Origin of the sequence: Paraburkholderia sp. JPY465, from assembly GCF_050436725.1 — a bacterium.
GTDB lineage: Bacteria > Pseudomonadota > Gammaproteobacteria > Burkholderiales > Burkholderiaceae > Paraburkholderia > Paraburkholderia youngii.
The window spans coordinates 1,698,101-1,721,228 of sequence record NZ_JBNDMT010000002.1 but is presented as its reverse complement, the minus strand read 5'-3'; the positions used below and the strand labels follow the sequence as shown (position 1 = coordinate 1,721,228).

The window sequence follows — 23,128 nt, the reverse complement described above, 5'->3', positions numbered from 1 at the left end:
GTGGGCTGGTGACTCCTGCGGGAGTTCCAGCGCATCCCTTTCGGGGATCGGACAGTCGCAAGCGCTAAAGCGCTAACTCATGTCGAAACACACCTGTTATAGGATCAAGCCTTACGGGCAATTAGTATCAGTTAGCTCAGTACATTACTGTACGTGCACACCTGACCTATCAACGTCCTGGTCTTGAACGACCCTTCAAGGGGCTCAAAGCCCCGGGGATATCTCATCTTAAGGCGAGTTTCCCGCTTAGATGCTTTCAGCGGTTATCTCTTCCGAACATAGCTACCCGGCGATGCCACTGGCGTGACAACCGGTACACCAGAGGTTCGTCCACTCCGGTCCTCTCGTACTAGGAGCAGCCCCCTTCAAATATCCAGCGCCCACGGCAGATAGGGACCAAACTGTCTCACGACGTTTTAAACCCAGCTCACGTACCTCTTTAAATGGCGAACAGCCATACCCTTGGGACCGGCTACAGCCCCAGGATGAGATGAGCCGACATCGAGGTGCCAAACACCGCCGTCGATATGAACTCTTGGGCGGTATCAGCCTGTTATCCCCAGAGTACCTTTTATCCGTTGAGCGATGGCCCTTCCATACAGAACCACCGGATCACTATGACCTGCTTTCGCACCTGTTCGACTTGTCAGTCTCACAGTCAAGCACGCTTATGCCATTGCACTATCAGCACGATTTCCGACCGTACCTAGCGTACCTTCGTACTCCTCCGTTACACTTTGGGAGGAGACCGCCCCAGTCAAACTGCCTACCATGCACTGTCCCCGATCCGGATCACGGACCAAGGTTAGAACCTCAAACAGATCAGGGTGGTATTTCAAGGACGGCTCCACGCAGACTGGCGTCCACGCTTCATAGCCTCCCACCTATCCTACACAGACCGGTTCAAAGTCCAATGCAAAGCTACAGTAAAGGTTCATGGGGTCTTTCCGTCTAGCCGCGGGGAGATTGCATCATCACAAACACTTCAACTTCGCTGAGTCTCGGGAGGAGACAGTGTGGCCATCGTTACGCCATTCGTGCAGGTCGGAACTTACCCGACAAGGAATTTCGCTACCTTAGGACCGTTATAGTTACGGCCGCCGTTTACCGGGACTTCAATCAGGAGCTTGCACCCCATCATTTAATCTTCCGGCACCGGGCAGGCGTCACACCCTATACGTCCACTTTCGTGTTTGCAGAGTGCTGTGTTTTTATTAAACAGTCGCAGCCACCAGTTTATTGCAACCCCTTCACCCTTCTGGCGCAGGCCAGTCAAGCTACCGGGGCGTACCTTATCCCGAAGTTACGGTACCAATTTGCCGAGTTCCTTCTCCCGAGTTCTCTCAAGCGCCTTAGAATACTCATCTCGCCCACCTGTGTCGGTTTGCGGTACGGTCACTGTGAAACTGAAGCTTAGAGGCTTTTCCTGGAACCCCTTCCAGTTGCTTCGCTTCCGAAGAAGCTCGCGCCACACCCTTGAGTCCTGTGCCCGGATTTGCCAGGGCACCCTCTCCAATGCAGCGACCGGGACTTCCAACACCCGGACAACCTTCCGCGATCCGTCCCCCCATCGCATTTCACAATGGTGCAGAAATATTAATCTGCTTCCCATCAGCTACGCATTTCTGCCTCGCCTTAGGGGCCGACTCACCCTACGCCGATGAACGTTGCGTAGGAAACCTTGGGCTTACGGCGAGGGGGCCTTTCACCCCCTTTATCGCTACTCATGTCAGCATTCGCACTTCCGATACCTCCAGCACACTTTCCAGTGCACCTTCGCAGGCTTACGGAACGCTCTCCTACCATGCACATAAATGTGCATCCGCAGCTTCGGTATATGGCTTAGCCCCGTTACATCTTCCGCGCAGGACGACTCGATCAGTGAGCTATTACGCTTTCTTTAAAGGGTGGCTGCTTCTAAGCCAACCTCCTGACTGTTTTAGCCTTCCCACTTCGTTTCCCACTTAGCCATATTTGGGGACCTTAGCTGGCGGTCTGGGTTGTTTCCCTCTTGACACCGGACGTTAGCACCCGATGTCTGTCTCCCGTGATTGCACTCTTCGGTATTCGGAGTTTGCTATGGCGAAGTAATCCGCAATGGACCCCACAACCATGACAGTGCTCTACCCCCGAAGGTGATACACGAGGCACTACCTAAATAGTTTTCGGAGAGAACCAGCTATTTCCAGGTTTGTTTAGCCTTTCACCCCTATCCACAGCTCATCCCCTAACTTTTCAACGTTAGTGGGTTCGGTCCTCCAGCACGTGTTACCGTGCCTTCAACCTGGCCATGGATAGATCACCTGGTTTCGGGTCTACACCCAGCGACTGGACGCCCTGTTCGGACTCGCTTTCGCTACGCCTGCCCTAATCGGTTAAGCTCGCCACTGAATGTAAGTCGCTGACCCATTATACAAAAGGTACGCCGTCACCCCTTGCGAGGCTCCGACTGTTTGTATGCATGCGGTTTCAGGATCTGTTTCACTCCCCTCCCGGGGTTCTTTTCGCCTTTCCCTCACGGTACTGGTTCACTATCGGTCGATCACGAGTATTTAGCCTTGGAGGATGGTCCCCCCATCTTCAGACAGGATTTCACGTGTCCCGCCCTACTTGTCGTACACCCAGTTCTTTCACAATGTTTTCGCCTACGGGGCTATCACCCGCTATGGCCGCACTTTCCAGAGCGTTCGGCTAACACTGCAAATAAAGAGTACAGGCTGATCCCATTTCGCTCGCCACTACTTTGGGAATCTCGGTTGATTTCTTTTCCTGCGGTTACTTAGATGTTTCAGTTCACCGCGTTCGCTTCACGCAGCCTATGGATTCAGCTACGGATACTCCATTAGGAGTGGGTTTCCCCATTCGGACATCTCCGGATCAAAGCTTGTTTGCCAGCTCCCCGGAGCTTTTCGCAGGCTACCGCGTCCTTCATCGCCTGTGATCGCCAAGGCATTCACCACATGCACTTGTTCGCTTGACCCTATAACGGGTGTGTCTCAGTTCAGACGCACGCGCTACAGGTTGAGTATTCGTGTTGCGCCGTATTCCAAAGCGATCTCTCGATCACTTATAAAATACATCGATACAATCACAACCCTGATTCACCTACTCACGCACCCATCTCCAGGTCCGCTTTCGTGAATCTCTTTACTACTTCTTCCTGATTGTTAAAGAACGACAGCCGATCATGAGTTGCCTCACATCGCGCTGACTGGCTCAATCGCCAATGCGCAACGCTCTGCATGTGTGCAGAACCCTGCGCATTGAGGATTGGTGGAGGATGACGGGATCGAACCGACGACCCCCTGCTTGCAAAGCAGGTGCTCTCCCAGCTGAGCTAATCCCCCAGTCATACAGCACACACTCCAGAGGGGCTCACCCGACCAGCTCACCAGACAAGACAGTGGTGGGTCTGGATGGATTCGAACCATCGACCCCCGCCTTATCAAGACGGTGCTCTAACCGACTGAGCTACAGACCCCTGAGTCTGTCTGCGTTGCTTCTCTAAACCACAGCCGATAAGCGTGAGCACTTGAATGCACTGAATGCATAGCTCTGGAAAGGAGGTGATCCAGCCGCACCTTCCGATACGGCTACCTTGTTACGACTTCACCCCAGTCATGAATCCTACCGTGGTGACCGTCCTCCTTGCGGTTAGACTAGCCACTTCTGGTAAAACCCACTCCCATGGTGTGACGGGCGGTGTGTACAAGACCCGGGAACGTATTCACCGCGGCATGCTGATCCGCGATTACTAGCGATTCCAGCTTCACGCACTCGAGTTGCAGAGTGCGATCCGGACTACGATCGGTTTTCTGGGATTGGCTCCACCTCGCGGCTTGGCAACCCTCTGTTCCGACCATTGTATGACGTGTGAAGCCCTACCCATAAGGGCCATGAGGACTTGACGTCATCCCCACCTTCCTCCGGTTTGTCACCGGCAGTCTCCCTGGAGTGCTCTTGCGTAGCAACTAGGGACAAGGGTTGCGCTCGTTGCGGGACTTAACCCAACATCTCACGACACGAGCTGACGACAGCCATGCAGCACCTGTGTGATGGCTCCCTTTCGGGCACTCCCGCCTCTCAGCAGGATTCCATCCATGTCAAGGGTAGGTAAGGTTTTTCGCGTTGCATCGAATTAATCCACATCATCCACCGCTTGTGCGGGTCCCCGTCAATTCCTTTGAGTTTTAATCTTGCGACCGTACTCCCCAGGCGGTCAACTTCACGCGTTAGCTACGTTACCAAGCCAATGAAGGCCCGACAACCAGTTGACATCGTTTAGGGCGTGGACTACCAGGGTATCTAATCCTGTTTGCTCCCCACGCTTTCGTGCATGAGCGTCAGTATTGGCCCAGGGGGCTGCCTTCGCCATCGGTGTTCCTCCACATCTCTACGCATTTCACTGCTACACGTGGAATTCCACCCCCCTCTGCCATACTCCAGCGCTGCAGTCACCAATGCAGTTCCCAGGTTAAGCCCGGGGATTTCACATCGGTCTTACAGCACCGCCTGCGCACGCTTTACGCCCAGTAATTCCGATTAACGCTCGCACCCTACGTATTACCGCGGCTGCTGGCACGTAGTTAGCCGGTGCTTATTCTTCCGGTACCGTCATCCCTCATGGATATTAGCCACGAGGTTTTCTTTCCGGACAAAAGTGCTTTACAACCCGAAGGCCTTCTTCACACACGCGGCATTGCTGGATCAGGCTTGCGCCCATTGTCCAAAATTCCCCACTGCTGCCTCCCGTAGGAGTCTGGGCCGTGTCTCAGTCCCAGTGTGGCTGGTCGTCCTCTCAGACCAGCTACAGATCGTCGGCTTGGTAGGCCTTTACCCCACCAACTACCTAATCTGCCATCGGCCGCCCCTTGAGCGCGAGGTCCCGAAAGATCCCCCGCTTTCCTCCACAGAGCGTATGCGGTATTAATCCGGCTTTCGCCGGGCTATCCCCCACTCCAGGACACGTTCCGATGTATTACTCACCCGTTCGCCACTCGCCACCAGACCGAAGTCCGTGCTGCCGTTCGACTTGCATGTGTAAGGCATGCCGCCAGCGTTCAATCTGAGCCAGGATCAAACTCTTCAGTTCAAACCTGTTACTGTTTTCGGTTTCGTCAGAAACCGGTCGCTCACTCAACGTACTGACGATGATCAATCCGTCTTTCGACAGATAAACCTTCCTCTAATACTGTGTGAGGCTTTCTGATACTTTTTGCCTTGCAGCAGATCCACAAGAATCCGCCGCCGCATTCCGCATCAAGCGCCCACACTTATCGGCTGTTAGTTTTTAAAGATCGATCCGCCCAACCCGCCGCGCCTGAACCACCACTACCCGGCACCGCTTCGTTTGCGTCGCTGCGTCTGCAGCAGAGAAACGAGATTATGGAGAGCGGTCGACAACACGTCAATACCCTTCTCACAAATTATTTTAAAAAGTTGAAGAGCTCAAAAATTAAGCAGCCCCACGCACAAGATGGAATTAGTTAGGCGTCCAATTGGATTCACTGGGAGCCGCGTCGAGTAGAGTTGCGAAAAGCCGTTAAGCAGCTTTTCCACAGAAAATGTTCGCAAGGCTGTGGATAACCGCTCCACAACCACGCCAAGTACTTGATCCAAAACCATTCTCGCGCATTGCGCGCGAAGCGTGGCCGCTTGCGCGGCCACGCGTCACGGTCCCATTCAGGCCGACTTCATCGTCACCCGCGCATTCGTTCGCATAAAAGGACTGCGCTCGACCATCGCGCCGAACAACAACCCGATCGTCGTCCACATGACCACCTGCATGCCGATCGCCGCGACGCGGAACTTCCACAGCAGCACGGCCGGGAACGTGGCCGGTACTTCATTGATGACCGGCATCGACAGTTGTACGGCCGCGATGATCACGACGAATACGAGTCCCGCGACGATCGAGCCGTTCCATGCACCCAGCTTCGCCGCCGCGCGGCGCCGCACCTTCAGCGAAAACACCATCGTCGTGAGCGAAATCGCGATCATCAGAAGGAACAGGCCCGTGCGCGTGCCGATCGTGTCCGGATCACCGACCGACGGCGGATTGGCCGGATACTTGATATTCGGCACGACCACGAGGGCAATGAACGCGCCAAGCGCGAGCCACGCGGACAGCGCGCGCACGCTCGAGGTACCCGTGCGTCCATATGAATAAGCAAACACCAGCGAGAACAGACCGCCGAATGCCGCACCATACGTGACCACGCCAGTCAGCAGGCCGAGGCCAGCCTGCGTCTCACGGCTCACGATTTCGGGCTCGGGCGCCTCGCCGCGCGCGGTGGCCGCTTTTTCTTCGAGCGAAATGGCCTGCTCGACCTGTGGTTCGCCGACGATTCGCGCGAACGCGAATGTGAGCAAGCCCGCGACGATGCCCGCGAGCATCCCGCGCACCAACAATTTTCCTACCATGTCGAACTCCGTTAGTGGCAGGGAAAGCCAAGCAGATGGCGGCCGTCGTGCACGAACTCATGCACGTACATGCCAGGCACGAGCGATGTCGCGCCCTGTTCCGCACCAACGAAGTAAAGCGCGAGCAACAGCAGCAAGCCGCCGAACACGACCCACGGCAGCAGTTCGCGCAAAGGAATGGGAGTGGGCTGGGCCGCCGGTTGCGCGGCGCGATCGAAAACAGCTTCGGTCATGATGGACATCTCCTGGGGTAACGCGCCCCGATAGTCGATTGCGGAAGAATGATGCGAAGCTCAGGTCTGGCTTTCGGCTCTTGTGGATTGCAAGGCCGATTACAGTGGCGCGACCGCGCCGGGCTCTCACCGGCTTCCGTGCTTCGCAGTGTCGGTATTCTACGCGCTAAACTGCGGCTTCCGCGACGACGAAGGCTACCTCGCAACGCGCAACGCCCGCCGCGAGCCGATGAAGCCATGCAGGCAAGTGCGAATGAGGCGCCAACGCAAAGAATGGATACGCGACTGTTACTGGTGAGCCATGCGGCAACGGCCGCACAGCGCGCGGGCCGCTTCCCCGCCGACGATCCGCTCGACGCGCGCGGCCGCGCCGAAGCCGAAGCGGCGCGCGCCCGTCTCGCGCTTCCCGCCGACGCCGCCGTGTTCACCAGTCCCGCCGCAAGCGCGCGCCAAACGTCCGCCGCGCTCGGTCTGAGCGCCACGCCTGCCGACGCATTGGCGGATATCGACTACGGCAAATGGCGCGGCCAGCGCCTCGCGGATATTGCCGACGAAGCCCCCCGCGAACTCGCGGCCTGGACACGCGAGCCCGACGCTGCGCCGCCCGGCGGTGAATCGTTCGATCGACTGGTGCGGCGGGTCGGAGAGTGGCTCGACGCGCAACAGGCAGACGCACACTCATGCAACGCGGTCAACGAAGCAGGCTTCGCGGCCTCTGCGCACGGTCGGACCATCATCGCGATCACTCACGCAACGCTTCTGCGAGCGGCAATCGTGCATGCCCTCGGCGCGTCGCCAACCGTGTTCTGTCACATCGAGATCGCGCCGCTGTCGGTCGTCGAATTACGCCACTCGCGACGCGGCTGGTCATGGTGGCCGGCCGCCACCGCCTGAACGGAACCGCCGCTTACCTGCCCGACACCACGAGCCGCAACCGGTTCGACCCCTCGGGCGTCAGCGTGATTTCGGTGCGTCGATTCTTCGCGCCGAGATAAAAGTGCTGACGTCCCGGCGAATTCTGATCGTGGGTTGCATCGGGCAGGCACGACGCGATGTCGGCCGCGACCGCTTCCAATGCATCCGCGTTCGAGCCCGTCGCCTGATGCGGCGTCCACGTGCACTGGAAACTACGATGCGCGGCCGAACATTGCGCGTCGTCGCCATAGGGTTGCGCGACGCCTTTGCCGTCGTCGGGCGTCAGCGAGGTGAAGCCGTCGGGCGCCGCGGCGACGATCCGTTTGAGCGCGCCGCAAGGTCTGGGACTATCGTCGGCGGATGCGCCGGCCGGCAGCAGCGCAACGAGCGATGCCGCGGTAAGCGCGATAGCGGAGTGTCGATAGGCTTTCATGTTGTGCGTGAAGCTTCCAGAGCGCTGCTGAAAAAAGCTCGCAGCGAGCCACCTTCAACAGCACGCTTCATGCCCATTCGCGCCAGCACCCAGCACGCGGGCCGCGCAGGACGGCACACAAATTGCGTGGCGCCATACCGGCCGCAACATCACGCCGCTTCCGATCAAAGCCACTGCCGACGTCATTGCAACCATCATGTCGACCACCACCGCCGCCCCCACCCCCGCCCGCTTATGGTCGGGCATCGCAGGAATCGACGACATCCTCGGCGGTGGTCTCACGCCGAACCGCATGTACCTCGTAGAGGGTGAGCCAGGCACGGGTAAAACCACCCTGGCGTTGCAATTCTTACTCAAGGGCCTCGACGAAGGGCAGACCGGTCTTTACGTCACGCTGTCCGAAACCCGTGCCGAACTGCTCGCGATCGGCGCGAGCCACGGCTGGGATCTGAGCCGCTTCAAGATACTCGAACAGCTGCCCGAAGAAGGGCTCGAACCACAATACGAACAGAGCGTGCTGCACCCGGCCGAAGTCGAACTCGGCGAAAGCGTGCGCAACGTGATCGAACACGTCGACGAACTGAAACCCGCGCGCGTCGTGCTCGACAGCCTGTCCGAACTGCGGCTGCTGGCGGAGAACCCGTTGCGCTACCGCCGGCAGATTCTCGCGCTCAAGCACCATTTCTCGACACGCGCATGCACGGTGCTGCTGCTCGACGACACGTCGGCCAGCGCCTCCGGCATTCAGCTTCACAGCATCGTGCACGGCGTGATCAGCCTTGACAACATTTCCCACGATTACGGCGGCAACCGCCGCCGTCTGCGCATCGCGAAGATGCGCGGCATCAAGTTCCGCGAGGGCTATCACGACTTCACGCTGAACACCGGCGGTCTGCGCGTCTATCCGCGCCTGGTCGCCGCCGAGCATCACCGCGAATTCGGCACGAGCCCGATGAGCACCGGCACGCCCGGCCTCGACGCGCTGCTCGGCGGCGGCCTCGTTCCCGGCACCAATTCGCTGATCATCGGCCCGTCGGGGGTCGGCAAAACCACCACCGTCGTGTCGTGCCTGCTTGCCGCGCTCGAACGCGGCGAGCGCTGCGCGTACTACGTGTTCGACGAAACGCTCAGCACCCTGGTCACGCGCTGCGCGTCGCTCGGCATGGACCTCGCACCGCATGTCGACAGCGGTCTGCTGACTTTGCGCCAGATCGATCCCGCGGAAATCTCGCCGGGCGAGCTGTCGAGCGACGTGCGCAACGCGGTCGAAAACGAAGGTGTGTGCTATGTCGCGGTCGACAGCCTGAACGCCTATCTGCAGGCGATACCCGGCGAGCGCTTCCTGCTGCTGCACATGCATGAGCTACTCGGCTATCTGAATCAGCAGGGCGTGGTCACGATGCTCGTGCTCGGGCAGCACGGCATCATCGGCGAGGTGCAGACCGAGGTCGACATCAGTTATCTGAGCGACGTGGTCGTGCTGTTCCGCTACTTCGAGCATCACGGCGAAGTGCTGACCGCGGTAACCGCCGTCAAGAGCCGCGCGAACGATCATGAACGCACGATCCGCCAGTTCCGCCTCGGCACCGCAGGCGTCGAGATCGGCGAAGCGCTGCGTGATTTCGAGGGCGTGTTGTCGGGCCTGCCCTCGTATCGCGGCGGCACCGCGATGCTCGGCGCGGCGAACAATCTGATCGACACATCGGGACAGTAAGCGATGGAGCAGCGTGTCCTCATCCTCGCACCGTTCGGCCGCGACGCCGAAGTGATCGCCGCTGTGTTGCACAACGACGCACGCGCGTGCGTGACCTGCGACGACGCCGACGCGCTCACCAGCGAGCTCGACGCCGGAGCCGGCACCGCGCTGCTCACCGAGGAAGCGCTCGCGAACGGCCACGGCTCGGGCCTCTTTGCTTGGCTCGAACGGCAGCCCGCATGGTCCGACTTCCCGTTCATCCTGCTCGCCGCGCGCAGCATCGGCCATCGCTCCACGCGCGGGCTCGAAGTGCTCGAACGGCTCGGCAACGTCGTCGTGCTCGAGCGTCCGCTCAATTCGGAAACCTTGCGGCGCGCGGTCGCGTCGTCGTTGCGGGCCCGCGGGCGGCAATATGAATCGCGACGGCTGCTTGCCGAGCGCATCGAGGCACAGGACGCGCTGGAGCAGCTGAACGATTCGCTGGAAAGCCGCATCGCCGCGCGCACGCACGAACTCGCGTCGGCCAACGACCGGCTGATGGCCGAGATCCACGAACGCGCGAAGGTGCAGGCCGTGCTCGTGCAATCGCAGAAGATGGAGGCGCTCGGCCAGCTGACCGGCGGCATCGCGCACGACTTCAACAATCTGCTGAACGTGATCATGGTGAACGCGGAACTGATCGCGCGCGTGAGCGGCGACGAACGCCTGCGCGGCATGGCCGCCACCGTCAAGCGCGCGACCGAGCGCGGCGCGAAACTGACCGGCCAGCTGCTGACCTTCTCCCGCAACAGCAACCCGAATCTGAAAGCGATCGACGTGGTCGCGCTGCTGCAAGGCATGCGCGACATCATCGCGGTGTCGCTCGGATCGAGCATCCGCTACGGCAACGACTTCGAGCGCAATGAAATGTGGACCCGCGCCGACGCGAATCAGCTCGAGCTCGCGGTGCTCAATCTCGCGATCAACGCGCGCGACGCGATGCCCGATGGCGGCCGCCTCGACATTCGCGTGACCCTGCGCGATGCGCCCGACCAGACGCTGAAGCAAGGCCGCTACGTCGTGATCGAAGTCACCGATACCGGAGAAGGCATTCCGCCCGACGTCGTGTCGCGCGTGTTCGATCCGTTCTTCACGACCAAGCCTGTCGGCAAGGGCACGGGGCTCGGCCTGAGCCAGGTGTATGGCATCGCGAGGCAGGCGGGCGGCACCGCGCGCATCTTCAGCGAAGAAGGCATTGGCACCACGGTGCAGATCTGGCTGCCGATGCGCGAGCGGGTGGTCGCGCACAACGAAGCGGAGTCCGACGCGGAAGCGAACGCGGCCGGCGACAAGCACGTCCTCGTGGTCGAGGACGACAACGAGGTGCGCGCGATGCTCGTCGAATCATTGCGCATGCTCGGCTATACGGTGACCGAGGCCGCCGACGGCCAGGCCGGCCTTGACCGCCTCGTCGACGATCATCCCGATCTGCTGATGGTCGACTTCGCGATGCCGGGCATGAACGGCATCGACGTGATCGCCGCGGCGCGCAAGCTTCGTGCCGATCTGCCGGTGATCCTCGCGACCGGTTATGCGGACGTCAACATCTCCGATCTCGCAGTCAAGCATTGCACGATCCTGCGCAAGCCGTTCCAGCTCGACGACCTGGCGCGCACGGTGCGGATCGGGCTGGTTGCGTGATTCGCGCCGCAGACTCCTCCGGTTCGGCCACGATTTCCAAAATCAATAGTTTGCTAACGAATATTTTGGAAATACAATACCCGCCATGTCGAATCTCGATGCCTTGCGCCGCACCGTCAGCAGCACGCTGGTCGTCGCCGCCAGAAAGTGGCGGCGCACGAGTCACGGTGTGCTCGCGGCCTTCAACGTCTCCGAAGCGTGCGCGACACCGCTTCTGACCGCAAGCCGGCTCGGCTCGGCGGTGCGTCAGGTCACGCTCGCCGATCACATCGGCATCGAGGGGCCATCGCTCGTGCGGCTGCTCGACCAGCTGTGCGCGGCCGGCCTGATGCGCCGTGACGAAGACCCCGAAGACCGCCGCGCGAAGACCGTCGTCCTGACCGACGAAGGCCGCGCCGTCACCGCGAAGATGGAAGAGGAGCTGGTCACGCTGCGCGCGCAGGCGCTCAAAGGTGTATCGCGCGACGATCTCGAAGCCGCGCTGCGCGTGCTCGACGCATTCACGACCGATGCCGCCGCACGCTCCGAACCGGGCGGCGGCGAGCCCGAGCCGGCCAAAGGCGAGCCGCTTGCCGGCAAGGTCAAACGGACGAGCGGCAAAAGCGCGGCCAAAACGGCCGGCAAATCCCGCGGCACCGTCAAGGCGCGCAAGTCCACCAGGCGCGGGGCGCGAGCCAGCGCGCCGCACAACGCCGATTCCGCGTAACGGCTCATGGTCTATCCCACTCTCCGCGACTGGCTGTTCTCAATCAAGACGTTCGCCGCGGCCATGCTCGCGCTCTACATCGGCCTCGCGTTCGAACTGCCGCGTCCGTACTGGGCGATGGCCACCGTCTATATCGTGTCGAACCCGTTCGTCGGCGCGACCCGCTCGAAGGCGATCTATCGTGCGCTGGGCACCGCGCTCGGCGCGTCTGGCGCGGTGCTGCTGGTGCCGCCGTTCGTCGAATCGCCGTACCTGTTCAGCGTGATCGTCGCAGCGTGGACCTGCACGATGCTGTACCTCGCGGTAGCGGACCGCACCGCGCGCAGCTACGTGTTCATGCTGGCCGCCTATACGATGCCGATCATCGCGCTGCCATCGGTGACGAATCCGACCGGCGTGTTCGATCTCGCCGTGAGCCGGACCGAGGAGATCATTCTCGGCATCGTGTGCGCGAGCATCGTCGGCAGCGCGGTGTTTCCGAGCCGACTGGCGCCAACGATCATCGAGCGCACCGACGCATGGTTTCGCGACGCCGCGTTCTACGCGACCGAAACGCTATCGGGCCGCATCGCAAGCTCGGCGATTTCCGGCGCGCGGCAACGGCTCGCGAGCACGATCAACGGTCTCGAACTGCTGCTGAGCCAGCTCGCCTACGACCACACGCGGCCCGACGTGCTCGCGCGCGCGCATGAACTGCGCGGCCGCATGCAGTTGCTGCTGCCTATCATGTCGTCGCTCGCCGATCCGCTGCTCGCGCTCTACAACAACGGCCCGCAACACTGGCCCGAAGGGCTGCAGACGCTGATCGACGACGTCATCAAGTGGTTCAACCAACCGCTGCCCGAGCCGAGCGAGGGCTATCACGCGGACGAAACCGCCAACGCGCTGCGCGCGCGCATCGCCGCGATGCGCCCGCCCGCCGCCGCGCTCGCGCATTGGGACGGCGCGCTGCTGTCGAATGCGCTGTGGCGGCTGGGGCAAGTGATCGACGTGTGGCAGGACTGCCGCTCGCTGCGCATCATCATCACCCGCGAGGAAGGTTCGTGGCGGCCGCATTTCCGTCACTGGCGGCTCGGCGGCACCGAGCGCTTCTACGATCGCGGCATGATGCTGTTCGCGACCCTGTCGGCGGGCGCGGCCGTGGTGCTCGCGTGCGCGCTGTGGATCGGCTCGGGCTGGAACGACGGCGCGAGCGCGGTCACGCTGGCGGCGGTCGCCTGCTGCTTCTTCGCCGCGCTCGACGAACCCGCGCCGTTCATGTTCCGCTTCTTCGTCGCGACTGGCGTCGCCGTCGTGGCCGCGGGCCTCTATCTGTTCGTCGTGCTGCCGCAGGTACACGACTTCGCGATGCTGGTGATCCTGTTCGCCGCGCCGTTCATTCTGGTCGGCACGCTGATTCCGCGCCCGCAGTTCAACATGGTGACGGTGCTGGTCGCGGTGAACACGGCCACCTTCATCAGCATTCAGGACGCTTACGACGCGAACTTCCTGACGTTCCTGAACGCCAACCTCGCGGGCCTCTCAGGCCTGCTCTATGCGTACCTGTGGACCCGCGTGACGCGCCCGTTCGGCGCCGAGCTCGCCGCGGCGCGCCTGTTGCGCTCGAGCTGGGCCGACGTCGCGCTGACCGCATCGACGCGGCCGATCGAAGATCCGCGCAACCTCGCGGCGCGCATGCTCGACCGGCTGATGCAATTGATCCCGCGCCTTGCTGCCACCGACGACCAACGCCATCCGTCGATCGAGAGCTTCCGCGATCTGCGCATCGCATTCAACGCGCTCGATTTGCGCCGCCTCACCCGCAAGCTCGGCGGCGAAGCGGCCGGCGCGATCGAGCATGTGCTGGATGGAGTGCGTGCATACTACGAAAGCTGCGTCGCGCGACGCCACCGCGAGCCGGTACCGGACAGCCTGATGTCGTTGATCGACGTGGCCGTCGCGCGTATCACCGCGCAGGGGCTGGCCAACGCCGCGGCGCCGACCGAGACCTCGCCAACCTCCGCGCGCCAGTTGCGCGATGCGCTGCACGCGCTGGTCGGCTTGCGTCTTTCGCTGTTTCCGGCGACCCTCACGAAACCAACGCCGACCGAACCGGAGGCCGCCGCGTGATGTACCCATTCTTGCGCCACCGCTCGTACCCGCTGGCGCGCCCCGTCCCCCCTTTTCCCAGTTCCCGCGATGATCGGTGAAATCGATATCTTCGGCGTATTCGTACCGTCCGTGCTGGTTCTGATGTTGATCGCGTATCTGATCAACCTCGGCATCCGCACCGTGCTCGATTACGCCGGCTTTTACCGCTTCGTCTGGCATCGCTCCGTCTTCGATCTCGGCATCTATGTGCTGGTGCTGGGCCTTGTCGTCGTCGTTTCGCACAGACTAATAACGTGAAAAAAACCTGGTTCTCCGTCGGTCAGATCCTGCTGACCCTGATCGTCGTGGTGGTCGCGGCATTCGTGCTGTGGAAACTCGTCAACTACTACCTGTTCGCGCCGTGGACCCGCGACGGCCACGTACGCGCCGACGTGATCCAGGTCGCCCCCGACGTGTCGGGACTGATTTCGTCGGTCGAGGTCATGGACAACCAGCAGGTCAAGCAGGGCCAGGTGCTGTTCAGGATCGACCAGGCGCGCTACACGCTCGCCTTGCGTCAGGCCGAGGCAACCGCGCAGCAGCGCCGCGCGACGCTCGATCAGGCGCGCCGCGAATACGCGCGCAACCGCCAGCTCGGCAATCTCGTCGCCGCCGAAGTGCTCGAAGAAAGCCGCTCGCGCGTCGACGCGGGCGAAGCCGCGCTTGCCGATGCGAACGTCGCGATCGACACCGCGAAGCTGAACCTCGAACGTTCGACGATCAAAAGCCCGGTCGACGGCTATCTGAACGACCGCGCGCCGCGCGCCGGCGAATTCGTTGCGGCGGGCCGCGCGGTGGTCGCGGTGGTCGACATGCATTCGTTCCGCGTCGACGGCTACTTCGAGGAGACCAAGCTGCGCGGCATCGACATCGGCCAGCCGGTCGACATCATCGTGATGGGTGAGCCGAAGCCGCTGCGCGGGCACGTGCAGAGCATCGTCGCCGGTATCGAAGACCGCGACCGCACGCAAAGCGCCAATCTGCTGCCGAACGTGAACCCGGCGTTCAGCTGGGTGCGGCTCGCGCAGCGCATTCCGGTGCGCGTCGCGCTCGATGAAGTGCCCGCTGATTTTCGCCTGATCGCGGGGCGTACCGCGACGGTGTCGGTGCGTGATCTGTCGCCGGTCAGAACCCGAGCCGTGTCGGGCACGGGCGGCGCATCTGGCACGCTCGCCGCTTCGGCCGCGCCGGTGGCGCCGGGTTCGTCGGTGGGCTCCGGGTCGGCCGGGGCAACGGCCACCGCACCGTCGGGCGCGTCGCAATGAAGTTCGTGCGTACCTTGTCCTCGCTGGCGCCGCGCTTGCCGCTGCTGCCATTGCTGCCGTTATTGCCGCTCACCGTCGCGCTGAACGCCTGCATCAACGTCGGGCCGAACTACACGCTGCCGAAACAGGCGCTCGTCAATGCGCCGCTCGCAACTGGAGCGATCGAGGGCGCCGATCCCGCGCTGACGTCGAACCTCAACACGCCGACCGTCTGGTGGAAGCTGTACGACGATCCGGTGCTGAACGGTCTGGTCGAACAGGCGTTGAAATCGAATACCGACCTGCGCGTCGCGGCCGCGAATCTCGCGCGCTCGCGCGAGGCGCTGGGCGTGGCGCAGGCGCAGGGTGGCTTTTCCGGCAACGCGTCGGTGGCGATCCAGCGCGCGCAGGAATCGGCCGAGCAATTCCTGCTGTTCGAGAAACTGCCGGTCGCCAATCTGGGTGACATGGGCATCAACGTCTCGTACGAAATCGATCTGTTCGGCAAGCTGCGCCGCGGTGTCGAAGCGGCGGCGGCGGACACCGAGGCCGTGGAAGCCGCGGCCGACCTCGCTCGCATCACCGTCGTCGCGGACGTGGTGCGCTCGTACGTCGAACAATGCTCGGCGGCGGAGGAACTGCACATCGCGCAGCAATCGCTCGCGTTGCAGAAGCAGCGGGTGGATCTGTCGCGCCGTCTGCGCGACGCGGGCCGCGGCAACCAGACCGCGGTCACGAGCGGCCAGACCCAGGTCGAGACCCTGACGGCCGACATTCCACGCTACACCGCGCGCCGCAAGATCGCGCAATACCGGCTCGCAATGCTGCTGGCGCAGTCACCGTCGCAATTGCCGCCGGCCGTGCTCGCGTGCGACCGGCTGCCGCAAATCCACCAGCCGATTCCGATCGGCGACGGCGCCGGGCTGCTGCGGCGGCGCCCGGATGTGCACGAAGCCGAGCGTCAGCTCGCGGCATCGACGGCGCGCATCGGTGTCGCGACCGGCGCGCTTTATCCGAGCATCAGCATTGGCGCGTCGGCGGGCTTCACCGGCATTCTGGAAGACATTCCCACCCAGCCGACGGCGCGTTGGGGCTTCGGTCCGCTGATCAGCTGGAACTTCCCGGCCAATGGCGCGCGGCAGCGGGTCCGCGAAGCGGAAGCGTCGAGCCAGGTCGCGCTCGCCAAGTTCGACGGCGTGGTGCTGGGCGCGCTGCGCGAAACCGAGACTAACCTCGCAACCTATTCGTCCGATTACGCACGCGCCGAAGCGCTGCGCGCGGCGCTGAAGTCGGCTGCGCAATCGGCGGATGAAACGCATCGGCTGTATCGCGCCGGCCGCGAGTCGTTCCTCGCCGATCTCGACGCGACGCGCACACTGACGGCCGCAAAGTCGCAGCTCGCGGCGGCGGAAGGCCAGGTGGCGGTCGATCAGGTCAATCTGTTCCTGTCGCTGGGCGGCGGATGGGAGGTCGGCGGGCAAAGCACGCCGGGAGAAACGCGCCCGCAGTTGAAGGCAACACCCGTAGCGGGCAAGCCGAGCGCGAAGTCGGGAGCGTCGAGCGCCGCGACTGTGAAAGCGCCTTGATCGGCCGTCTTACGATTTATTTTTGACAAGCTTTCTTTTTGCTTTCTCTTTCGGTTAAATACGTGACACCACTTCAACTACGGGGTCTCGTATGTCGCCATTCATGCAGGGTGTAGTCACGTTGGGCGGATGCATCGGTGTCTTCACCGCGGTGGTTACGGTGGTCGAAATGTTCGCGCGTTGAGTTGGCCGGGCGGCGGTCCGGAAGAGCGGCTCAGCTCTTGCGCGCCTTCGCCGCCGCCTGATGTATCGCCGCCCGCACCCGCGGATACGTTCCGCAACGGCACACCACCGGCGTCATCGCCTCGTCGATGTCGGCATCGGTCGGATCGGGTTTGTGCTTCAGCAACGCGCAAGCCGCCATCAATTGCGCGCTTTGGCAATAACCGCACTGCACCACATCGAGTTCGAGCCACGCGGCCTTCAGCGCCTGCGCCTCGGGCCCCTGCAAACCCTCGATCGTCGTGATCTTCTGCGTATGCAGGCTCGACATCGGCGTCTGGCAAGCGAGGCACGCGGCATCATCGAGATTGACCGTGCACGCGCCGCAGATGCCGACGCCGCAGCCGAACTTGGTGCCGGTCATGCCGAGATCGCAACGCAGTACCCATAGCAGCGGCATGTCCGGGTCGGCATTGACCAGCACCCTGCGTCCGTTGATGTTCAGTACCGCCATGCCTGCCTCCTGAGTCGCCACGCTGCATCGCAAGCTGTTGCCTGTCCGCCGTCCGTCATGCAAGCCGCAACGGCAGCGTCCGCAAACGCTGCCCCGTCAGCGCGAACACCGCATTGCCCACCGCCGGCGCGATCGGCGGCACGCCCGGTTCGCCGGCACCTTGCGGATGCAGCTGACTCGCCATGATGTCGACTTCGATCGCCGGGCACACATTCATTCGCACGACCGGAAACTCCACGAAGTTCTTCTGCTGCACCTGGCCGTTGACGATCGTGATCTCGTTCTGCAACGCGCTCGACAGCCCAAACACGATGCCGCCTTCCATCTGCTGACGGATCAGGTTCGGGTTCACCGGTAAACCGCAATCGATCACGCACACCACGCGATGCACGCGAATCTGCCGGTTCGCCCCGACCGACACCTCCGCGACCTGCGCGACGACGCTGCCGAATGCCTCGTGCAACGCGACGCCACGCGCGCAGCGCGCGCCATCGGCGGCAGGTTTGAGCGGACCTCCCCAGTCGGACAACTTCTCGACACGCTTCAGAACCGCCAGATGACGCGGATGCTCGGCGAGCAGCATCGCGCGAAACGCGATCGGGTCCTGGCCGGCCGCGACGGCGGCTTCGTCGGTGAAGCTTTCGGTGAAGAAGGCCTGATGCGAGTGGCCGACCGAGCGCCAGAAGCCGATCGGCACCGGCAATTCGACGATCTTGTGCGACACGCGCGCGGCCGGCCACTCGTACGGTTGATCGAACGCGCCTTCGCAGGTGGTCTTGTCGATCGGAATGTGCGGCACGCCGTAGTAGCGCGCGAGCGCATCCGGCACGATCGCCTGGCCCGCCGACTTCGCGTGCCACGCGACCAGCTTGCCGTGCTCGTCGAAGCCGGCCTGCAGCCGTGCCGCGCACGCGGGCCGGTAGAAGTCGTGCGTGAAATCCTGCTGGCGCGACCAGATGGTTTGCACCGGACGGCCATCGGCCTCGCGCGCGATCGCGGCGGCCTGCGCGACGAAATCGAGTTCGAGGCGCCGGCCGAACGCGCCGCCCAACAACTGCGTCTGCACATCGACGAGATCGACGTCGAGGTCGAGCACTTTCGCCGCATGGTGCCGCGCGAGCCGCGGCATTTGTGTCGACACCCAGACGGTCGCCGCGCCGTCGGCGACCTGCACGGTGCAGTTCAGCGGCTCGACCGCGCCATGCGCGAGGTAGGGCGCGTGATAGACCGCTTCGATCTTGCGCGCCGCGCGACTCATCGCGTTGTCGACGTTGCCGATGTCGTAATACACGTGGCCGTCCGTATGGTCGAGCGCGTCGACGAGGTGGCGATCCACCTCCGTGCTCGACAGCTTCGCGGCCTCGCCGTGATGCCAGGTCACGTTGATCGCCTCGACCGCGTTCATAGCGTGAAACGCGTTGTCCGCGATCACGGCGACGCCGCCGGTGCCGCCCGCATACGGCCGCACGGCGAGCGCCTTGATGAAGCCCGGCATCTTTTGCGCGGGCGTCGCATCGAAATGCGCGACCGTACCGCCGAGCGTCGGGCACATCACGACGCTCGCATAAACCAACCCGTTCGGCAGCACGTCGATGCCGAAGCGCGCCGCGCCGTCGATTTTCGACGCGGCTTCGATGCGCCGCACGGGCTGGCCGATCAGCTTGAAGTCGGCGGGCTGCTTCAGGACGACGCTGCGCGGCAGCGGCTGGCCCGCGGCCACCGACGACAATTCGCCGAACGTCGCCTTATGCCCCCACGAATGAAGCACGTAGCCCTTTTCCGCGCGACATTCGTGGACCGGCACGTTCCAGCGGTCGGCCGCCGCCCCGATCAGCATCGCGCGCGCCGACGCGCCGGCCTCGCGCATCGGCGTCCAGAGATCGTTCATGCTCGACGAGCCGCCCGTCATCATCGTGCCGATCTCGCGCACCGCCTTGCTCGTAATCCATACGGTGCCGCGCCGGACATAGCTGTCGTCGTCCGGGCGAAACGGCAGATCGTCGACGATGCTCTGCACCGCGTTGTAGATCCGGTCGATCGGCGCCTCTTCGACGTGCACCTGCGACCAGTCGGCGTCGAGTTCCTCGGCGAGCAGCATCGCGAGCCCCGTATGGATGCCCTGCCCCATCTCGGCCTTCGGCACGATGATCGTCACGCGGTTGTCGGTGTCGATCTTGACCCAGCCGTTCAGCGCGACCTGAGTGCCTTGCGTCGGCAGCGGCGTCGACGTCATCAGGCGCTGGCGCGGCGGCAGCACGCCCCAGCCGACCAGCAGCCCGCCCAACGCACTGGCGCCGCCAAGCAGAAAGGTTCTGCGCGTCAACATGGCATGGCTGGCTCGATGGTAGGAAAACGGCGACAGCGCCGATGCACCCGTCTTTGACTGCGAATAGTAATAAGACGAATCGGCGTGCGTGATACTTAAATCCTCGCGTGAACCTGGAGCGGCCGTGCGGCGTGGAAAGGCGGGGACGGAAAGCGGCGGGGGAAAGTCGTGGGGTGTTTCATTAACTGCTATCGCGCGGGCCGCGGTGTGCGAGCGAGATTAAAACCGCTGGCACACCGCGAACCTTGCGCCTGATTCGATCAGGCGATCTTAAGACCGGATCAACGGCGGTTCGAACCCGACACCACGTCGATCCACACGGCCAGCACGAGGATGCCGCCCTTCACGATCATTTGCCAGTACGCGTCGACGTCGAGCATCGACATGCCGTTGTCGAGGCTCGCCATCACGAGCGCGCCGATCAGCGCGCCGTACACGGTGCCGGAACCGCCGCGCATCGACGTGCCGCCGATGAAGCACGCGGCGATCGCATCGAGCTCGCCCATCGAGCCGGCCGACGGCGAACCGGCGGCGAGCCGCGCCGTGTTGACGATGCCGGCGAACGCGCACATCAGCCCCATCAGCGCGAAAATCGCAAGCTTCACGCGGTCGGTGTTGACACCCGACAGGCGCGTCGCTTCGAGGTTCGAGCCGACCGCGTAAATGCGGCGTCCGAACACGGTCTGCGTCGCGATCCACGTGAAGATGCCGAGCAGCGCGAGCAGCAGCAACACCGGCACCGGAATGCCGCCGTAGTTGTCGAGCATCGCGACGAAGCCGGCGAGAATCGCGCCCGCGCCGACCACCTTCGCGACGTCTTGCCAGAACGGCACGACGCGCAGTTGATAACGCTGCCGGTTGGCGCGCTGGCGGATCGTCAGGAAGGCCAGCAGCACGAACAGCACGACGGCGAGCGTGTCCCCGGCAATGCGCGGCAGATAGCCCTGGCCGACGAACACGAAGCTGTCCGACACCGGCGCGATCGTCGAGCCGCCGGTAATGCCGAGCAGAATGCCGCGATACGCGAGCATGCCGCCGAGCCCGACGATAAACGACGGCACGCGCCGATACGTCGACCACCAGCCGTTGAACAAGCCGACCACGATGCCGAGCAGCAGCACGACCGGAATCGTCACGCCGATCGGCCAGTGCCGGTTCACGTCGAGAATCGCAGCGACGCCGCCGAGCAAACCGAGCAGCGAACCGACCGACAGATCGATCTCACCGGCGATGATCACGAACACCATGCCGCACGCCAGCATGCCGGTAATCGACATCTGCCGCAGCAGATTCGACAGATTGCGCGGCGTGACGAACGCGCCGTGGGTGAGCGCCGAAAAGAAAATCCAAATCACGGCGACGGCGATCAGCAGCGCGAGAATCTTGTAGCGCGCGAACAGTTGCTGCAGCCGTTGCGTGCCGCCGAATGCGCCTCGCGGCGCGGCGTTGTCGGTGCGTTGGGAAGTTACGTCGGGAGTCATGCGGCACTCGCTGCGGTTGGGTTCGTAGATAGATGCACGGGGCGGATCGCGGCGCCGAGAATGTCTTCCTGCGTGAGACCGTCGTTGACGAAGTCGCCGCGCAACTCGCCCTCGCCGATCACCAGCACACGGTCGCTGATGCCGAGCACTTCCGGCAATTCGGACGACACCATCACGATCGACATGCCGCGCTGCGCCAGCTGGAAGATCAGCTTGTAGATCTCGTACTTGGCGCCGACGTCGACGCCGCGTGTCGGTTCGTCGAGGATCAGCACGGTCGGGTTGGTCAGCAGCATGCGCGTGAGCACGGCCTTCTGCTGATTGCCGCCCGACAGACTTGCAATCGATAGCATCGGATTCGCGGCGCGCACGGAAAGCCGCTTCATTTCCGTATGAATCGTGTCGAGTTCGGCCGCGGAATCGATGCGTCCGCCCGACGCGAAGCGCTGCAATACCGCAAGCGTGATGTTATGGCCGACGCTCATGCCCGGCACGATGCCGTGGCGTTTGCGGTCCTCCGGCACCATCGCGATGCCGGCGCGAATCGCGTCGATCGGCGCGCGGATTTTCAGCGGCTTGCCGTCGAGCACGACGTGCGCCTCGCTGATCCCCGCATACGCGCCGAAGATTGCCTGCATCAGCTCGGTGCGGCCCGCGCCGACGAGCCCGGCGACGCCGAGAATCTCACCGCGTCGCAACGAGAACGACACGTCGTCCACGCGCTTGCGGCGCGGATTCGTCACGTCGAAACACGTAACGTTGCGGGCTTCGAAGATCACGTCGCCAATCGGATGCGGCTCGCGCGGAAACAGGTTCTTGATCTCGCGGCCGACCATCAGCGAGATGATCCGCTCGGTCGTCAGCGAACGCATCGGCTCGGTGGCGACATGGCGGCCGTCGCGAATCACGCTGATCGTGTCGCAGACTGCCGCGACTTCGTCGAGCTTGTGCGAGATGTACACGCAGGCAATGCCGCGCCGCTTCAGATCGCGCACGATGTCGAGCAGAATCGCGATTTCCGAGGCGGTCAGCGACGACGACGGTTCGTCGAGAATCAGCAGCTTCGCGCGCTTGTTCAGCGCCTTCGCGATTTCGATCAGCTGCTGATGGCCGCCGCCGTAGTTCATCACGGGCTGCGCGGCGTTGATGCCGCTGATGCCAAGTTCGCGCAGCAGTTCGTCCGCGCGCTGATACATCGCCGCGTAATTCATGCGGCCGCCCGGCAGCGTGATTTCGTTGCCGAGAAAGATGTTTTCCGCGACCGACAGCTCCGGCACGAGCATCAGTTCCTGGTGGATGATGATGATGCCCGCGCGTTCGGTGTCGCGTACGCTCGCGGCCTTCAGCGTTTCGCCTTCCCAGGTGATTTCGCCATCCCAGGTTCCGTGCGGATACACGCCGGATAGCACCTTCATCAGCGTCGATTTGCCCGCGCCGTTTTCACCGCACAGGCCCACGCATTCGCCCGGCGATACGGTCAGATCGATGCCGTCGAGCGCCTTTACGCCGGAAAAAGCTTTGACGATGCCGCGCATCGTCAGAAGAGGTTGCGTCATTCGCTATGCCTCGCTGCAAGTTGGGCCGATGTTCGAGCACGCT

15 protein-coding genes, 2 tRNA genes and 2 rRNA genes are annotated in these 23,128 nt (G+C 62.9%); 8 read left to right on the top strand and 11 right to left on the bottom strand.

The window, feature by feature from the left end; genetic code table 11:
* Positions 1-100 precede the first annotated feature (100 nt).
* From QFZ94_RS09955 to QFZ94_RS09930, 6 genes are all read right to left on the bottom strand, one after another.
* Positions 101-2,980: ribosomal RNA gene (locus tag QFZ94_RS09955) — 23S ribosomal RNA — on the bottom strand.
* A gap of 291 nt (positions 2,981-3,271) precedes the next feature.
* Positions 3,272-3,347, bottom strand: a tRNA-Ala gene (locus QFZ94_RS09950).
* A gap of 57 nt (positions 3,348-3,404) precedes the next feature.
* Positions 3,405-3,481: transfer RNA gene (locus tag QFZ94_RS09945), tRNA-Ile, on the bottom strand.
* A 78-nt stretch (positions 3,482-3,559) separates the two neighbouring features.
* Positions 3,560-5,092, bottom strand: a 16S ribosomal RNA gene (locus tag QFZ94_RS09940).
* The 16S and 23S rRNA genes sit together here with 2 tRNA genes alongside, the layout of an rRNA operon.
* Before the next feature lie 590 nt (positions 5,093-5,682).
* The gene (locus QFZ94_RS09935) at positions 5,683-6,423 is read right to left on the bottom strand and encodes a CbtA family protein (protein WP_429456550.1); all 741 of its coding nucleotides are present in this window, start codon (positions 6,421-6,423) and stop codon (positions 5,683-5,685) included.
* Positions 6,424-6,434: 11 nt separating this feature from the next.
* On the bottom strand, positions 6,435-6,656 hold the full coding sequence (locus QFZ94_RS09930) for a CbtB domain-containing protein (protein WP_013093044.1): 222 nt from the start codon (positions 6,654-6,656) through the stop codon (positions 6,435-6,437).
* A 273-nt stretch (positions 6,657-6,929) separates the two neighbouring features.
* Here QFZ94_RS09930 and QFZ94_RS09925 point away from each other — a divergent pair, with 273 nt between their 5' ends.
* Positions 6,930-7,550, top strand: coding sequence for a histidine phosphatase family protein (locus QFZ94_RS09925; protein WP_368584075.1), 621 nt, complete (start codon positions 6,930-6,932; stop codon positions 7,548-7,550).
* A 13-nt stretch (positions 7,551-7,563) separates the two neighbouring features.
* On the opposite strand, the gene QFZ94_RS09920 is transcribed toward QFZ94_RS09925, so the two are convergent.
* Entirely contained in the window at positions 7,564-8,004 is a 441-nt protein-coding gene (locus tag QFZ94_RS09920) for a hypothetical protein (RefSeq protein ID WP_429456547.1), read from the bottom strand.
* A 196-nt stretch (positions 8,005-8,200) separates the two neighbouring features.
* Here QFZ94_RS09920 and QFZ94_RS09915 point away from each other — a divergent pair, with 196 nt between their 5' ends.
* The 7 genes from QFZ94_RS09915 (at position 8,201) to QFZ94_RS09885 (ending at position 17,046) form a co-directional block, all read left to right on the top strand.
* Complete coding sequence (locus QFZ94_RS09915) at positions 8,201-9,718, top strand: ATPase domain-containing protein (RefSeq protein WP_429456545.1); 1,518 nt, start codon at positions 8,201-8,203, stop codon at positions 9,716-9,718.
* A 3-nt stretch (positions 9,719-9,721) separates the two neighbouring features.
* Positions 9,722-11,380, top strand: coding sequence for an ATP-binding protein (locus QFZ94_RS09910; protein WP_429456543.1), 1,659 nt, complete (start codon positions 9,722-9,724; stop codon positions 11,378-11,380).
* 85 nt (positions 11,381-11,465) lie between these two features.
* Positions 11,466-12,086, top strand: coding sequence for a MarR family winged helix-turn-helix transcriptional regulator (locus tag QFZ94_RS09905; protein ID WP_368584079.1), 621 nt, complete (start codon positions 11,466-11,468; stop codon positions 12,084-12,086).
* Positions 12,087-12,092: 6 nt separating this feature from the next.
* The gene (locus QFZ94_RS09900; RefSeq protein WP_429456541.1) at positions 12,093-14,195 is read left to right on the top strand and encodes an FUSC family protein; all 2,103 of its coding nucleotides are present in this window, start codon (positions 12,093-12,095) and stop codon (positions 14,193-14,195) included.
* 69 nt (positions 14,196-14,264) lie between these two features.
* Positions 14,265-14,474: a DUF1656 domain-containing protein gene (locus QFZ94_RS09895; protein WP_176123222.1), complete on the top strand. Its 210-nt coding sequence runs from the start codon at positions 14,265-14,267 to the stop codon at positions 14,472-14,474.
* A complete protein-coding gene (locus tag QFZ94_RS09890) occupies positions 14,471-15,481 on the top strand; it encodes an efflux RND transporter periplasmic adaptor subunit (RefSeq protein ID WP_368584081.1) in 1,011 nt (336 codons plus the stop codon). The genes QFZ94_RS09895 and QFZ94_RS09890 overlap by 4 nt, the downstream gene beginning before the upstream one ends.
* Entirely contained in the window at positions 15,478-17,046 is a 1,569-nt protein-coding gene (locus QFZ94_RS09885; RefSeq protein WP_429456539.1) for an efflux transporter outer membrane subunit, read from the top strand. The genes QFZ94_RS09890 and QFZ94_RS09885 overlap by 4 nt, the downstream gene beginning before the upstream one ends.
* A 214-nt stretch (positions 17,047-17,260) precedes the next feature.
* Here QFZ94_RS09885 and QFZ94_RS09880 read toward each other — a convergent pair whose 3' ends face one another.
* The 4 genes from QFZ94_RS09880 to xylG all read right to left on the bottom strand — a co-directional run bounded on the left by QFZ94_RS09880 (position 17,261) and on the right by xylG (position 23,085).
* On the bottom strand, positions 17,261-17,722 hold the full coding sequence (locus QFZ94_RS09880) for a (2Fe-2S)-binding protein (RefSeq protein WP_410848838.1): 462 nt from the start codon (positions 17,720-17,722) through the stop codon (positions 17,261-17,263).
* Between the two features lie 55 nt (positions 17,723-17,777).
* The gene (locus QFZ94_RS09875; RefSeq protein WP_429456537.1) at positions 17,778-20,048 is read right to left on the bottom strand and encodes a molybdopterin cofactor-binding domain-containing protein; all 2,271 of its coding nucleotides are present in this window, start codon (positions 20,046-20,048) and stop codon (positions 17,778-17,780) included.
* Between the two features lie 281 nt (positions 20,049-20,329).
* On the bottom strand, positions 20,330-21,529 hold the full coding sequence (locus tag QFZ94_RS09870; protein ID WP_368584085.1) for a sugar ABC transporter permease: 1,200 nt from the start codon (positions 21,527-21,529) through the stop codon (positions 20,330-20,332).
* Positions 21,526-23,085 (bottom strand): D-xylose ABC transporter ATP-binding protein, encoded by a 1,560-nt coding sequence (xylG, locus tag QFZ94_RS09865; RefSeq protein ID WP_368584086.1) that lies wholly within the window; start codon positions 23,083-23,085, stop codon positions 21,526-21,528. Before xylG ends, QFZ94_RS09870 begins: the two co-directional genes overlap by 4 nt.
* Positions 23,086-23,128: the final 43 nt, after the last annotated feature.

Coding starts and splice junctions, on each gene's coding strand:
- QFZ94_RS09935 (WP_429456550.1), bottom strand. CDS start 6,423: ATGGTAGGAAAATTGTTGGTGCGCGGGATGCTCGCGGGCATCGTCGCG.
- QFZ94_RS09930 (WP_013093044.1), bottom strand. CDS start 6,656: ATGACCGAAGCTGTTTTCGATCGCGCCGCGCAACCGGCGGCCCAGCCC.
- QFZ94_RS09925 (WP_368584075.1), top strand. CDS start 6,930: ATGGATACGCGACTGTTACTGGTGAGCCATGCGGCAACGGCCGCACAG.
- QFZ94_RS09920 (WP_429456547.1), bottom strand. CDS start 8,004: ATGAAAGCCTATCGACACTCCGCTATCGCGCTTACCGCGGCATCGCTC.
- QFZ94_RS09915 (WP_429456545.1), top strand. CDS start 8,201: ATGTCGACCACCACCGCCGCCCCCACCCCCGCCCGCTTATGGTCGGGC.
- QFZ94_RS09910 (WP_429456543.1), top strand. CDS start 9,722: ATGGAGCAGCGTGTCCTCATCCTCGCACCGTTCGGCCGCGACGCCGAA.
- QFZ94_RS09905 (WP_368584079.1), top strand. CDS start 11,466: ATGTCGAATCTCGATGCCTTGCGCCGCACCGTCAGCAGCACGCTGGTC.
- QFZ94_RS09900 (WP_429456541.1), top strand. CDS start 12,093: ATGGTCTATCCCACTCTCCGCGACTGGCTGTTCTCAATCAAGACGTTC.
- QFZ94_RS09895 (WP_176123222.1), top strand. CDS start 14,265: ATGATCGGTGAAATCGATATCTTCGGCGTATTCGTACCGTCCGTGCTG.
- QFZ94_RS09885 (WP_429456539.1), top strand. CDS start 15,478: ATGAAGTTCGTGCGTACCTTGTCCTCGCTGGCGCCGCGCTTGCCGCTG.
- QFZ94_RS09880 (WP_410848838.1), bottom strand. CDS start 17,722: ATGGCGGTACTGAACATCAACGGACGCAGGGTGCTGGTCAATGCCGAC.
- QFZ94_RS09875 (WP_429456537.1), bottom strand. CDS start 20,048: ATGTTGACGCGCAGAACCTTTCTGCTTGGCGGCGCCAGTGCGTTGGGC.
- QFZ94_RS09870 (WP_368584085.1), bottom strand. CDS start 21,529: ATGACTCCCGACGTAACTTCCCAACGCACCGACAACGCCGCGCCGCGA.
- xylG (WP_368584086.1), bottom strand. CDS start 23,085: ATGACGCAACCTCTTCTGACGATGCGCGGCATCGTCAAAGCTTTTTCC.